We start from the raw sequence: 14790 nt of genomic DNA, 5'->3' as shown, positions 1-14790 counted from the left end.
TGCGGGCGAGCCCCGAGTGTATCGCAGGGGGTATGGGCAACCGGCGGCAGGTGGCAGAGGGGTCAACGAGCGTGTCCGATTTCACGCGCTGGTCAGACGTCGGGGTGTCCGGGTTCGGCGAAGCAACTTGTCCTTGATCCGGCCTTTGAGCGAGCGGTGGGGCAGTTGCTCCGTGTCCCGCTCCCAGATCGTGCCTCGCAGGGACGGGTCATTCCACAACGCCAGCTCCACGCCCCACCGCGCGGCCACCTCGGGGGCGATGCCGTCGGGAATGCCCATTTCCGTGGCCAGCGCACCGGGCATCCAGTCGTTGATGATGATGTCCGGAAAGCGGTCTTCGATGTCCGCGCGCAGTGCTCTCGTGAAGATCTTGGCGGCGCCCTTGGACACGGAATAGGCGCTGCTCATCGGGATGGGCGCGAGGTCGGCGAAGGTCGACACGTTCAGGATGCGGCCCCGCCCGGTCTGCACCATCTGCTTCAGGGCAACGTGGCTGCAATTGACCATGCCGCCGAGATTGATGGCGACGCTGTGCATGAAGCTCTGCGGCGTTTCATCCAGGAAATCGCGGCGCGGATACACCGCAGCGTTGTTGATGAGGATCGTCACGGGCGCCACGTCGCGCGCCAGGCGTGCCATCACCGCCTCGACTTCCTCTGTGGAGCTCACGTCCACGGTGCAAGGCACGAAGCGCGGGCCGGCCAGGCGGGCCGTTTCCTCGAGCGCGTCGGCACGCCGTCCGAAGCCCGCCACGCGAACATCCTTGTGAGCCAGTGCGATGGCCATGGCACGACCGAGGCCGGAGCCGGCACCCGTCACGATAGCAAGGCCTCGGGTCAGATCGTTCATGGTCTCTCGCTCATCAAATGGGCCACGCGCAGGGCGTTGGCGGCGATGGTCAGGCTGGGATTGACGCCCATGGACGTCGGGAAGAAAGACGAGTCCGCCACGTACAGATTGTCCAGCCCGTGCACCCGGCAGTCTGCATCGACGACGGACGTTTTCGGGTCGGTTCCCGACCGGAGTGTGCCGCAGGCATGACCGTAGTTCAGGTTGGGCACCCAGCCGCCGAAGATGGGGTGCAGTCCCCTGAACGCGCGCTTGATCGATTGCCGGAACAGCTTGCGCCGCTGGCGCAGTTCCGGCTGCATGGTGTATTCGAATTGCATCCGTGCCGGCTGGTCGACATTCAAGGTGACCCGGTTGTTCACGTAAGGCATGTCTTCCAGCAGGCCGACGAAGAGCTGCGCGGTCCCCAGGGCCTGGGTGGCTGGCCAGGCGGCCAGGTGGGCCAGGCGGGAGAACCGGCCCAGGCCCAGCTCTTCCATCTGCTCCTTCATGAACTGGGCGATCAGCCCGTGCGAGACATTGACCCCCATGGCCTGGACCATGCCCAGGCGCTGGCCCTGGACGCTGTACATATCCCGCAGCCCCAGCGCCTTGCTGGGGCTCACCGGGCCGCCTCGGTGGGGAGGCCAGATGGCAAAGATCTCATTGACGTGAAACATCAGGTTGCGGCCCACCTGATCGTGTTGATTCGCGCAGCCTTGCGGCCAGTGGCTGTTGCGCGATGCCAGCAGCAGGCGGGGCGAGTTCAGGGCTCCCGCCGCCAGCACGTACTGCCGTGCCCGGAATTCGAGGTGTTCGCCATGTCGGATGGCGCTCACGTGGGTGATTTGCTCGGCAGAGCCGTGCAGGGCGGTCACCTCGCACTCGTCCAGCAGGGTGGCGCGGCCGGTGGCCAGGGCAGGTTCCACGCCGGCAGATCGGCCGTCCATCTTGCAGGCGCGTGGGCACTTCACACCCAGGCAGCCCAGGCAGCCCTCGACATTGGCGATGGCAATGTGGAGGTGATATGGGTGCTGCCCGTTGCTCCTCAGCCGTTCGAAGATGGCGGAATCCGTGGCGGTCGACTCCAGTGGTGGAGCGAGGCTGGGGTTGGGGACGGTGCAGAGCGGGTCCACTTCGCCATGCACCTGAAACTGCGCCTCCGCCTTGTCGTACCAGGGGCGCATGTCCTCGTAGCGGACGGGCCAGCCTCCCGTGGGATGCGGCCGGGCGTCGCTGTGGTCGAGATCGTGTGGCTCCGGCCGTTCGAGTGTGGCGGCATAGAAGACCGAGCTGCCCCCGGGCCCGGTGCCCAGTGGGGGCAGGAACTGTTGCTGCTTGCCATTGACGGTGCCAGACACCTCGTCGGGCCAGAACCCCCGGATGGAGCGCGCCACCGGGTCGGTGAGGGACTGGTCGATGCCTTGCCGTTCGGTCCGGATGCCCTGCCGCCCCTTCTCGAGAAACAGCACCGATTTGCCGGCCTCGGCCAGAGCGCGCCCGGCGGTGCCACCCCCCATTCCCGTGCCGATGACGATCACGTCCCAGACGCGATCAACAAGCTCTTTCATGGGGGTCTCCGTCCCGTCATGGCCGGTTGCAGCAACCCCCGCAAGGCCAGCGCGCCCGAATTGCTGAGGTGGTTGTTGTCGAAATAGTAGGACTGCCCGTCGTGCACCACCGCGCAATCCGGCGTGCACAGCGTGGGCCAGGTGTCGATCAGGGTGATGAGCCCTTCTTTCGCGAGTGCATTCAGCGGCGCCTCGGCCGCCGCCACCCGTGCCTGCAGCACGTCGTTCGATACGGTGAGCGCATCCTGGATGTCGGCGGGGCCCGCGCCCCGGTGAACGATCCGTCGGGCGATGTCCCTGGCGCCGTAGCCCGGCATCTCGGGCACCTGCCTGAGCACGAAGACCTCGTCGAAGTGCGGCTTGAGTTCGGCCACGGTGAGGCGCCAGGCCGACGCGTAGAGCGCGGAAGCGGGCTCGCCTTGAAGGGGGGACGCCGGCGCGGCAGACAGCTCGATCTGGTTGTGCGCATCCAGGCCTGTGCCTTTCCCCGTGGCGTAGTACGTCCACCGGCCCACGAGAACGATGCGGCGGATGTCTTTCATTTCCGTCACGGCCTTGCGCATCTTCTCGGTATCCGCAATACACTTCTGGTCCTGCGCCGGCGTGGCCGCACTTTCTTTCTTGGCCACCCCGAACAGGGGCGGGCACCCGGCATGCCACACGATCAGGCCCGGGGTGTGGGTATCGATCGCTGCCTGGCCGACGCCGCCCATCATGGCGCGCAGGTGGCTGTCGCCCCAGAACAGCACTTGCGGGGGGCCGGGTGGTCCCACGGTACACACGTCCAGGTCTTGCAGGCTGCCGCTGCTGGCGATGGAGCAGCGGCTCCAGTCCATGAAGAAGCCATTGGACGCTTCGATGTGCACGCGTGCGGCCGCGCTGAAGCGGTTCTGAGCGCCGTTGGTGAGGTAGGCCCAGAGCCCGGCCCCGACGGACAAGGCAAACAGCGCGACAAAACCGGTGACCAGCACGGGCGTCGACAGCGAGCGCCGTATCGGCCGCTCGACGCCAGCCCAGGCCGCGACCGCGAGGACCACCGCCAGGGCGAGCCAGGCCGCGGCTTCGAGGCCGTTGGCATAGGCGCCGCGCCAGTAGGTGGAGAGCGTCAGCACCGGCCAGTGCCAGAGGTACAGCGAGTAGGAGATCAGGCCGATGAAGACCGGGATCCTCGACGCCAGCACCGCGTTGACGGTGTTGGCATGCCGGCCGTTGAGCAGGATGAGCACGGTGCCGGCCACGGGCAACATGGCCTGCCAGCCCGGGAACTGCGTTCCGGGCCGGATCAGCGTCAGTGCGCAGGCCAGCAGCAGGATGCCGACCCAGGAAAGGATGGCGTTGAAGCGCCACTGCGTTCCGGCCTCCCGGCCCCAGATGGCCAGCAACACACCCGACAGCAGCTCCCAGGCCCGGAAGGGGAAGAGAAAGAAGGTGGCGGTGGGTGCAACGGGTGTCAGCGCGATGCAGGCCGCAAGGGAGATCACCCAGGTGGCAATCAGCACGCCGAGCAGGTTGCGCCTGGACTTGCGCAGCAGCAACATGGTCAGCGGCAGCACAAGGTAGAACTGCTCTTCGACCGCGAGCGACCAGGTGTGCAACAGGATCTTGCTGTCGGCACCGATGTCGAAGTACCCCGACTCCCGGAAGAACTGGACGTTCGACAGCCACACCGTGGCCGCGATCAGCTGCTTGCCGAACTCCCTGAACTCGAACGGCAGAAGAACGAAATATGCAAAGACCGCGGTGACCGTGGTCATCGCGAAGAACGCGGGGGCGAGGCGGCGGATGCGGCGCAGGAAGAACTGGCTGAGCGCGACGCGCTGCGTGCGCGTCCACTCATCCCACAGGATGCCGCCGATCAGGAAGCCGGAGATGACAAAGAAGATGTCGACGCCGACGAAACCACCGGCGAGTCCGGGCAGCCCGAAGTGGTAGAGGACGACCGCCAGCACCGCAATGGCCCGCAGGCCGTCGATCTCTGGTCGGTAGGTCATCGCATGTGCTTGGGTCATGCCTGGTGTTTCAGGTGTCGAGGTGCAGGTCAGAAGGGATCAACCGTGTGGACAGGCGGGCCTTGCATGGGCGCCTGGTTCGTCGGTTGCACGGCATTCACCGGGTCGACGGGGCCAGGCAGGATCGTCACGATCCACGAACACCCGGCAGAGCGGCCTACGGATCAGTAGGCGTTCTTGCCGACAAACGCGCCGAATGTGCGGACCAGGATGGTGAGGTCCAGCCAGATCGACCAGTTGTTGATGTATTCGATGTCGGCCTCGATGCGTTGCTCCATGCTGTGAATCTCTTTGGTTTCACCTCGCAGGCCCCGGACCTGGGCCAGCCCCGTGATACCGGGCTTGATGTTGTGTCGCGCGAAGTAGGAGTCGATGCGCTGGGAATACTCCTCGTCGTGCTGCACCGCGTGCGGCCTGGGGCCCACCAGCGACATTTCGCCCAGCAGCACGTTGAACACCTGGGGCAGTTCATCGAGGCTGGTCTTGCGGAGGAAGGCGCCCACCCGGGTGATGCGCGGATCATTGCGGGTGGCCTGCTGCACCACCTTGGCATCGGGCTGGTGCACGAACATGCTGCGGAACTTCCAGATGTGGAAGATCTTCCCGCTCCACCCCTTGCGGGCCTGGCGGAAGAAGACGGGGCCCGGGCTGTCGAGCTTGATGGCAATGGCGATCAGCAGCAGCAGCGGCGAGATCATCAACAGGATCAGGGACGCCAGCACGAAATCTTCCACCGCCTTGAGCAGCAGCCGGGTGCCGGTCAGCGGGGTCTCGGAGAGCGTCAGCACGGGCAGGCCGGCAATCTCCCGCACGCTGTGGTTCACCAGCAGCACCGAGAAGATGTCGGGCACCCAGTGCACCGCCATATGGCGGTCCAGCAGTTCGAAGTACACATCCTCGATGAGCGACGATTCGCTCAACGGGATGGCGAAGTAGACCGTGCGCAGGTCGTGGCGGTCGATGATCGCCAGCATCTCGTCGAGATTGCCGATGACGTTGGGATCGTTCAGCGGCGCGAAGTCCGAGGTTTCGTAGAGGGAGGCGCCGGTGTCCCTGGCACGGTTCAACTCGGGGTTGGACAGCTCGAGGCAGCCGACCACGCGCTGGTTCAGCCACGGGTTGCCCGAGATCTTGTTCTGCAGGTAGCGCGCCAGCTTGCCCGTGCCGACGATCAGGACGTTCTCGATGGGAACGGCACGGCGCATGATGCGGGTCTGCACCTCGCGGCTGAGGTACTGAAGCACCATCTGCAGCAGGTACCCGGCAACGTACAGCTGACCCAGCAACAGGCGCGAGAAACCCTCGGTCTGCTTGGTCGCGAAGCCCACCACCAGCAAAAGTCCGTAGGCCAGCGACCACGCCTTGAACAGCGTGAGGGCCTTGCGACCCATGCTGCTGTTGCTGCGGTACACGCCGAACTGGTCGTACGCGAACATCATGCCGATGGCCAGCAGCAACAGCATCACCGAGTACTCGGCGGTCAGGTTGCCGATCTGCTGGTGGATCAGCAGCAGCGCCAGTCCCATGACGGCCACCAGATCCAGCACGGTCTGCACCGCCGTGGAAATGCTGCCGCGGCGTTTGAGGATGGATCGGAGGGGTCTTTTGGGAGCGACCATGGTGGGGGGAGTATAGGTGTGGGACCGTCTTCAGAAGCCCGTGAAACACATTGCGTGGGCCGGTTTGTCCTCAAATGTGCTGATGTTCACGTTCACCTCCTTGCCCTGTGGTGGTCGTGCCACCGGCATGAGGCGCTGCGCGCAGCGAACGAGGCCTCGCTTGCTCATGAGCGTTGCGCAACGCCTGTCTTTGGGTAGCTCGTGACGACTTCCCAGACGACCTCCTGCATCGCGAGCGCGGTCTCAGGGTCGGGGGCATCCGCATCCGTACCGTCGGCACGCTTGAGCCGGTGCGGCAGGCCCACTGGGCTGCGATGGTAGAGAACGGCGTAATGCGTCAGTGCCACCAGGTAGTTCCCCAAGTCATTGAGATGGATGTGGTCCTGTGTGCCATCCGGGTTGCGGGCGAACAGGTCTTCCCGTGAACGCAGGCCAGGCAGCCCACCCTTTTCGTCCAGAAGACGCACGAACCGTGCCATCACCTGCCCGGCGGGAATCACATACACCGGCCCGCCGGTGTCGCCATGCGCCATGCCCTTGGCGAGCAGCTCGCCTTCCCAGTGCCTGGGCAGGTCTTCGTCCAGGCGCGCCAGCCAACCCTTGGGGTCGTTGAGCGGGTGCCAGGTCTCGTACAGGTAGACGCGGGTTGCCGGGTTGCTGGCACGCGTCTCGCGCGCCCAGGTGCGCACGTATTTCGGGCTGTCGAAGTACTTGATGGCGTCCTTGATCTCGACCATCTCGGTCAGCACCATGGCGTCGAGCTGGCCGCTCTTCACCACTGTCATGACGTCTTCGTATTTGGCGTGCGCGTTTTCCTTCTCGAAGCCATTGATGGGCACGTCAGGTTCCCAGTGCGATTTCAGCGTAGCGCCCCATCCCAGCTGGGACCGGTAGTCATGACCCTCACCGGCCATCTGCTGGAGCATCGCCGGCATTTCCCGGTTTACCAGGCTGTGGCCGAGGTGGTACACCTGAAGCGGTTCCGAGGGAGGCGTCAGTGGTGCGGCATAGAGGCTGTCGAGCTCTGCCGGGGCCAGGCTTTTTTCCAGCCCGCAGGCGGAGAGTCCCATCAGCACCAGGCAGGTCAGCGACTTCTTGAGCGATCGGAACTTGTTCATGAAGCTGTCAGCAGAGCCTGTTCGATGAGCGGGCCGTCAGAGGTGTGCCCGGATGATCTCGCTGCGGTGTTTGAACACCGCCACGTCATTGAAAGGGTCGCCATCGAGCGCCGCGCTTTTCATCAATGCGGCGAGGCGGGGGCGATCGTTGCCCAGGGTCTCGAGCGCGTTCACCAGCACGTTGACATCGTTCAGTGGCGTCAGGACACCACCGCCGTGCACCGAAATGAGATCCCTGGGGAATGCACTGTCGTAGCCGACGATGGGCGTTCCCGACACGAGGGATTCGATCAGATTGCGCGGTGACTCGGGCGTCTTGTGACAGAACGCGAGAACGTGCGAACGCCGCAAGGTCTCGAGCAGCAGCGAGCGGTCTCTCACGAACCCAGGCAGGTGGACCCGGTCGGTCAGGCCATGGCTGGCCACCTCTGCGCGCATGGCAGCAAGCGCTTCGCCATCGCCCAGCCAGGTCGCCTGGAAGTCCACCCCTCTGCGATGAAGGTCCACCATCGCCTGTATCCAGTCGTGCGGGCCCTTCATGGCGTCGGCGCGCCCGACGTAGCAGATGCGCAGGGGACCTTGTGCCGCATCGGCCATCTTGGCGGCCAGCAACTCGGGTGGAATGCGGTCCTTTTCGCTCAGATGGATGTCGTGAACGATCTCCGCCACCTTGGCGTACGGTGCGTAGGTGGCGTGCGTTTCGGCGCCGTGGAAGAGGCCGATCGTGGCCTTGCGGATCACGGCGCGTTCCAGCATGGCCATCGGCCGGTACGTCAGCGCGGCCCTGATCCGCTCCTTCGCGGACTTGGCCGAGCGCACCGACTCCCGGACCACTTCGGACTCCACCCGGTCGGCCCAGACGGCAAAGGGCCGCTGTTTCTTGTGTGCCTCCATCGCGGCGACCGCGCCCCAGTCGCCGAAGAGGCCGCCGATGGCAAAGGACAGGTAGCGGGCCCGGTCGATCAGTTGCCCGATCTGCCGCCGGGTGGCGGCGTAGTGCCGCGCGAACTGATCCGGACGGTAGGCGGTGGGCAGGCTGACGATCTCCACGCGCTCCATGTCGATGCCCGATGTCTGGATCGGGATCCAGCTGGGGGGTGCCTTGCCATGGAGCACCGGGAACATGATGATCACGCGGCCGAAGTTCTCGGCCCACAGCCTCACCCCGTTGCAGGCCTGGTCTTCGAGGAGGTATCCCTGGTCGCTGCTGTAGATCGGAACAGGTGCGTACAGCAGCAATGTGTCGTTCTTGTCGGTCATCTCTGGAGGGCTTTCAGCTGAAGTCGGTGGTCTTTTCGGGCGTCAGTCGTGGCCGATGACCCAGGCCACAAAGTAGCCGTTGCTGGCAATGCCATGGCCTTCGATATCGGCGTGCGCATCGCGGTGTGTACTGACGACTCGCCAGCGTGACGGGAGTTCATTCGATGGCAGCGTGACATGCACGTCCTGGAACTCCAGCATGCAGCGGGTTCTGGGGTACTGCCATTTGTAGAACGCCTCCTTGGCCGAGAAGAGCCGTGTGACCAGGCGCCCCTGGAACGTCTCGGGCTGGCTGCTCACGAACGCGCGCTCGCCAGGGGTGCAGATCGAATCCCACAGCCCTGGGTCCATCGGCACGTCGTCTTCGAGATCGATGCCGATGGATCGTCCGTTGCCGGACGCGCCCACCACGGCGATGCAGGCGCGATCCGTGTGGGAGATCGAGCCCGTCAGACCTTCGGGCCAGATGGGCGAGCGGTCGGGTGCGCTCGGGATGGCCGCTGGCGGCCGGCCGATCTGCGCCATCGCCTGCCGGGCCGCCAGCCGTCCGGCCGCGAACTCGCGCTGGCGCCGGGGAATGGCTTTCTGTACCGCCGCAAACTCTTCCGCGTACAGCGTCCGCGGATCGCCATCCACCCCTGTGCACGCAACGCCGATCCCTGGCCCCAACCGCTCGGTCAGGTCGGCACACAGGGTGCGCAGTGCCAGGGGTGGTTCGGCACAGGCGGCGGACTCTCTCATTCCTGCGTCTGCTTGCCGGCCCGCATCGCGCGCCGCCGCGACATCGCGTCCGTGCGCATCTGCGCGCGCTCGGCGGATTCCGCCGCCGCCTGCGGACTGTCCTTCGGCTTGTCGTCCAGGTGGGCGGCCAGTGCCGACAGCGTGGGGAAGCGGAAGATGTCGGTGATGCTCAGGCGCGTGGTGTTGAGGGCCTGCCGGATTTCACGGTGGGCCTGCACCGCCAGCAGCGAGTGGCCGCCGAGCGCGAAGAAGTTGTCCTTGGCACCGATCTTCGGTACGCCCAGCACGCGCGACCAGATTTCGGCGATCTTGCCTTCGATCTCGTTCTCCGGCGCCACGAAGACTTCGGTGCGTTCGCGCAGCGTGTGCTGTGAGGGCGCGGGCAGGGCCTTGCGGTCGACCTTGCGGTTGGGCGTGAGCGGGAACTCGTCGACCGTCATGAAGTGCGCAGGCACCATGTGCTCGGGCAGGCGTTCGGCCGTCCAGTCGCGCAGGCGGTCGGCGGAAAAACCGGGGTCGGTGCGCAGGTAGGCCACCAGCCGCACGTCGCCGGGTTGGTCTTCGCGCGCGACCACCACCGCCTGGCGGATGCCGGGCGCGGATTCCAGCACCGCTTCGATTTCACCTAGCTCGATGCGGTAGCCGCGGATCTTGACCTGGAAGTCGGCACGACCGAGGAAGTCGATGCGGCCGTCCTTGCGCCAGCGCGCGAGGTCGCCCGTGCGGTACATGCGCGCGCCGGCCGGTGCGGCATGCGCGGGTTTCACGAAAGGGTCGGCCGGGAAGCGTTCGGCCGTCAGGTCGGCACGTTGCCAGTAACCGCGCGTGACGCCGTCGCCGCCGATGTAGAGCTCGCCCGGCACGCCCACCGGCACCGGCTGCTGGTTTTCATCGAGCACATAGAACTGCGTGTTGGCGATCGGGCGGCCGATGTTGACCACGGCCTCGCCCGCGCTGGCGGTTTCGGTGGACGACCAGATGGTGGTTTCGGTCGGCCCGTACATGTTCTCGATGGACGCGGAAGTGACCTTGCCGAGTTCGGCCACCAGCGTGCCAGGCAGGGCCTCGCCGCCGATCATCATGTGCTTCACGCGCGACAGCGCCACACGGGCCTCGTCGTTCATGGCGATCATGCGCGCCATGCTGGGCGTGCACTGCAGGTGGGTGACCTTGTGGCGCAGGATCTGGGCGGCGATCGAGAAGTCATCGTCCGGCAGCGTGACGGGCTGGTTCGAGCGGCGCAGCACCTCGGCCAGCGGGCGCAGGCCTTCGAGCACCTGTTCGCGGGGAATGCCGTAGTCGATCAGGCAGGCCACTTCGCCCACACCAATGCGCTTGAGTTCCTCGACGCGCTGCAGGCAGTCCTCCACGGTGCCGAACAGGCCGGAGTCCTCGAAGTAGCGCTGGAATGCAAAGTCCAGGATGCCTTCCATTTCCTCGTCATTCAGCGAGCGCAGGTCCAGCTCGAAGGGGTTGCTCACGCCGACGGGCTTCTTGAAAGCCGGGAAGGCCCATGCGTACTGCTTGATCAGCCCGGCCGCACTCCGCAGGTAATCCTTCATCGGCCCACGCGCCGTCTCGCGCGCGGCGTCGCGGTCGTTCGCGATGTAGGTGTGCAGCATCAGCGTGACGGTGAACTTCGCGGGGTCATGGCCCGCGTCGCGCAGTGCCTGGTGGTAGATCCTGATCTTGCCCGCCACTTCGTCGACGGTCTGGCCCAGCAGGTGGGTCAGCACGTTGGCGCCGATGGCGCCGGCTTCCTTCCAGGTGTCGGGGTTGCCGGCGGTGGTGACCCACACCGGCAGTTCTTTGGACACCGGCCGGGGCTGGGTGACCACGGCCAATGGCTTTCCGTCGGCGTTGGGGAACTCCACCGCTTCACCACGCCAGAGGCGGCGCAGCACCTGGATGGTGTCCAGCATGGCGGCCTTGTTGCGCGGGGGCGCGTTCTCGGGACGGAGCACGAAATCGTCCGGCTGCCAGCCCGAGGCGATGGCCATCGCGGCGCGGCCATTGGTGAGGTTGTCGATCACCGCCCACTCTTCGGCGATGCGCGCCGGGTGGTGCAGCGGCGCCACGCAGCTGCCCGCGCGAACACCGATGTTCTTCGTGACGGCGGCGACGGCCGCACCGGTCACCGACGGATTGGGGTAGGGGCCACCGAAGGCGTGGAAGTGGCGCTCGGGTGTCCACACCGCACAGAAGCCGTTGGCGTCGGCGAATTTCGCGCCTTCGAGCAGCAGTTCGTACTTCTTCGGTCCCGCGCCGTCGTCGTTGCCCCAGTAGTAGAGGCTGAAATCCATCTTCGCGTCCGAGAGGGGCAGGGTGCCGCCGGAGACCAGCGCGCGGTTCTCGTCGCTGGAGAGCACCAGCTTGAAGCCGCGCGCCAGCGTGTAGAACAGCTCCAGCACGGAGATGTCGAAAGACAGGCTGGTGACGGCCAGCCACACGCCGGGTGGGTCGTGGCTGATGCGGTCGTCCATGCCGCGGAAAAAGTTGGCCACGTTGCGGTGCTCGACCATCACGCCCTTGGGCCGGCCGGTCGAGCCCGAGGTGTAGATCATGTAGGCGATGTCGGACGACTGCACGCCGCTGTCGGGGTTGGCCTGCGGCTGCGCGCCAATCTGCGTGTCCTGGTCGATCACCAGCACCTGGGCCTTGTGCGGGGGCAGGCTGGCCTGCAACGCGGCTTGCGCCACGATCACGGGTGCGCCGCTGTCCTCGATGTAGAGAGCAACCCGGTCGGGTGGGTAGGCGGGGTCCAAGGGCACGTAGGCGCCACCGGCTTTCTGGATGGCCAGCGCGCCCACCAGCAGATCCAGCGAGCGGGCCGAGTACAGGCCGACCAGCGTGCCGGGGCGAACACCCATGCCCTGCAGACGGTGGGCCACCTGGTTGGCGCGGCGGTTGAGCTGGTCGTAGCTGAGGGTTTCGCCTTCGAACACCACCGCAGGGGCGTCCGGGCTCTGTTGCACCCGCTTCTCGAAGAACTGGTGCACACAGGTGTGGCGCTCGTAGTCGCAGACGGTTTCGTTCCAGCCGTAGAGCACCTGCTCGCGTTCGGCAGGCGACATGATGGGCAGGCGCCCCAGTGTCGTCGCTTGACCGGCCGCATCGCCCAGCGCGTCCAGCACGCCTTGCAGGCGTTGCGTGAGCTGCGTGGCAGCGTCATCGGGCAGGCGACTGGTGTCGTGAAACAGCGTGAGACCGCCATCCGTGTCGAGCTGCACGGTGACGGCCGAGCCGTCGATGAAGCCCGCGCCTTGCGACAGCCCGACCTGGGGCACCGACAGGCCCTTGATGGCGGGATCGCGGGCGACGAGGTCGAGCGCGAACGCGGGATGGCGGCGTGCCTTTTCGAGCACGGCCGCGCAGTGTTCATGGAACGCCGGAAAAGTGGTGTCGCCCGCCGCAGCGAGGCGCAGCGGCACCCATGTTGACAGGTAGCCAGGTGCCTTCGGTGCGGCCGCATCACGGTAGGCCAGATCCAGCGAATGCTTGCCGCTCACACGGGCCACCCAGGCGGCCACGGCCGCGATCAGGCGATCGCCGGTGAGACCGGCCGGCACCTTCAGTGGGGCCTGCTTCAGTGCACCCGTGGTCGTGGCGGCGGTGGCCGAGGGCAGATCGATGGCCTGGGGCGATTGCAGGCAGCGGCGCCATGCGTCTTCGCCCGCCGCCACGCTGGCCAGGCTGTCGCTCAGGGTCTTGGCCGCGCTGGCGTCCAGCGAAGGCAGCTGGTCGCCCACCCTGGCCACGGTGGTCGGGCACACGGCCTGACTCTGGGGATCGCGCAGGCCCGCGAGGCGGACGGGCGCGGACGCCGTGCCCACCACGAGGCCGCCAGGCGTGGATTCGATCACTTCGCCGGGAGCGGCATGGGCTGCCTGCGTTTCGACCGCAGCGCTGGTGACGATCAGCACGCGACCGTCCACCTCCACCTTGGGGCAGGAGAGTGGGTTCCAGTAGGTGCCGTGGTCCAGCGCGTTGACCAGGGCGACCAGCGTTTCGGCGGGCTGGGTGAAGTCGAGCCGCGCGGCAGCGGCGGGGCGGTCCAACCGCGCGTGGTAGCTGCGCTGGCTCAAATCCTGGGGAACGCGTTTGACGCCTGGCCCGCGCAGGTCGGCGAGCAGCTCCGCGAAGCTTTCCATCGCGGCTTCGTAGCACCGCGTGTTCAGCGTCAGCGCGGTTTCGTTGGGTGCCATGTCGAACAGCTTCTGCTTGACGATGTCACCTTCGTCGATGCCGCCTTCGATCATGTGCCAGGTCACACCATGCTGCTTCTCGCGTTCCAGGATGGCCCACACGGGTGCATTCAGGCCGGCGTGCCGGGGCAGCGGGCCGTCGTGGAAGTTGATGGCGCCGCGCGCTGCGCGATCCAGCACGCTCTGCGGAATCACCGAGAGGTTGGCAATGCTGAACAGCCAGTCGAAGCTGACATCTGCCAGGCGATCACCCAGACCTTCGCCGGGGGCTTCCACGCGGATGCCCTGGTGCACGGCCCACGCTCGGATGTCGGCGTTCCGCGTGACCACCGCCGAGATCTTGTCGCCCCCTTGCAGCACGCGATCGGCGCACTGGATCAGCAGGGACTCGTTGCCCATCACCACACACGAAAAACCGCTCATGTATCGCTCCAAAAACGTGAGAAGGGTCTGGCTGGCTAGCTGGGCCGGCCGCCCACGAGCTTGCGCTGCCACAGGCTGCGGAACGCATGGGAGATCAGGTCACCCAGGAAACGGTCCGGCCCGGTGGCGCGCTTGCGCCCAAAGAGCTGCCGGGCCTGCATGACCATGGAGCCCGCCACGTAGGACAGGGTGGCCAGCGCTGCATAGAAAGGACCGTGGTTCTTGATGTAGTACCACAGCCGCGAGTCGAACCAGTAGCCCGGCATGCGTTTCCAGCCTTTCATGCCGGTGGACACCGAGCCGATGTGCATGATCCGGCTTTCCTTGACGTAGCGGGCGGGCCAGCCTGCGCGCCGCGCGCGCAGGCAGAGGTCGGTCTCCTCGAAGTAGAGGAAGAAGCGTTCGTCGAACAGGCCGATCTCATCGAGCGCCTTGCGCCGGATCAGCAGGCTCGCGCCTGCCAGCCAGTCGACTTCCATCGACTCCGCCGGCTCGGGGATGGCCACGATATGGCGGCGCAGGAGGGCAGAAATCGGCCCGGTGCGAGCGGCTGTCTCGAACTCGCTCAGGATTCCGGGAAAGCGGAACGCGGTGTTGTGGTACACGCCGTCCTGGCCAAAGGTGTAGCCCCCGGCAAAGCCGCAATGGGGGTGAGCGAGCATCGCATCCAGCAGGATGCGGACGGAACCAGGCTCCGGGAAAGCGTCGGAGTTGAGCAGGTAGACGAAGTCGGGCGCGGAGCCGTCAGGAAGGCCCAGGCGCATGGCCACGTTGTTGCCGGCGCCGAAGCCGCCGTTGTGGCCCGACGCCACCACCCGCACGCGATCGCTCCAGCCTTGCGCGAGCACCGCGTCCCTGATCTTCTCGTAGGAGCCGTCCTGGGAGTCGTTGTCCACCACCGTGATGGAGCCGGCGATGCCGGCCGTTTCCCGCACCGCTGCTTCCAGTGCCTTCAAGGTCATGTCGGCGGTGCGGTAGTTCAGAAGAACCGTCAGGACGGTGGGAAAGTCGTTCAT

The 14790-nt window shown here is 66.2% G+C and carries 9 protein-coding genes; all 9 read right to left on the bottom strand.

Translation table 11 applies throughout. The annotated features are described in order from the left end of the window. Positions 1-81: 81 nt before the first annotated feature. Positions 82-849, bottom strand: coding sequence for an SDR family oxidoreductase (locus tag J2X09_RS00455; RefSeq protein ID WP_204731386.1), 768 nt, complete (start codon positions 847-849; stop codon positions 82-84). After that, positions 846-2399 carry a GMC oxidoreductase gene (locus J2X09_RS00450; protein WP_204731385.1) on the bottom strand — a complete coding sequence of 518 codons (1554 nt, stop codon included), beginning with the start codon at positions 2397-2399 and terminating at the stop codon, positions 846-848. The genes J2X09_RS00455 and J2X09_RS00450 overlap by 4 nt, the downstream gene beginning before the upstream one ends. Next, positions 2396-4408 carry an acyltransferase family protein gene (locus tag J2X09_RS00445; RefSeq protein ID WP_204731384.1) on the bottom strand — a complete coding sequence of 671 codons (2013 nt, stop codon included), beginning with the start codon at positions 4406-4408 and terminating at the stop codon, positions 2396-2398. The genes J2X09_RS00450 and J2X09_RS00445 overlap by 4 nt, the downstream gene beginning before the upstream one ends. A gap of 164 nt (positions 4409-4572) precedes the next feature. Next, positions 4573-6027, bottom strand: coding sequence for an undecaprenyl-phosphate glucose phosphotransferase (locus J2X09_RS00440; protein WP_204731383.1), 1455 nt, complete (start codon positions 6025-6027; stop codon positions 4573-4575). A 164-nt stretch (positions 6028-6191) separates the two neighbouring features. After that, positions 6192-7145, bottom strand: coding sequence for a hypothetical protein (locus tag J2X09_RS00435; protein ID WP_204731382.1), 954 nt, complete (start codon positions 7143-7145; stop codon positions 6192-6194). 36 nt (positions 7146-7181) lie between these two features. Further along, positions 7182-8405: a glycosyltransferase gene (locus J2X09_RS00430; protein WP_204731381.1), complete on the bottom strand. Its 1224-nt coding sequence runs from the start codon at positions 8403-8405 to the stop codon at positions 7182-7184. A 42-nt stretch (positions 8406-8447) separates the two neighbouring features. Continuing rightward, complete coding sequence (locus J2X09_RS00425; protein WP_204731380.1) at positions 8448-9146, bottom strand: 4'-phosphopantetheinyl transferase family protein; 699 nt, start codon at positions 9144-9146, stop codon at positions 8448-8450. Next, a complete protein-coding gene (locus J2X09_RS00420) occupies positions 9143-13774 on the bottom strand; it encodes a MupA/Atu3671 family FMN-dependent luciferase-like monooxygenase (RefSeq protein ID WP_204731379.1) in 4632 nt (1543 codons plus the stop codon). Before J2X09_RS00420 ends, J2X09_RS00425 begins: the two co-directional genes overlap by 4 nt. A 35-nt stretch (positions 13775-13809) precedes the next feature. Then, entirely contained in the window at positions 13810-14790 is a 981-nt protein-coding gene (locus J2X09_RS00415; protein ID WP_204731378.1) for a glycosyltransferase family 2 protein, read from the bottom strand.

Origin of the sequence: Hydrogenophaga laconesensis, assembly GCF_031457235.1 — a bacterium.
In the GTDB taxonomy this organism is placed as follows: domain Bacteria; phylum Pseudomonadota; class Gammaproteobacteria; order Burkholderiales; family Burkholderiaceae_C; genus Hydrogenophaga; species Hydrogenophaga laconesensis.
The sequence above is the reverse complement of the archived record's forward strand: the minus strand, read 5'-3'. Positions and strand labels throughout refer to the sequence as shown.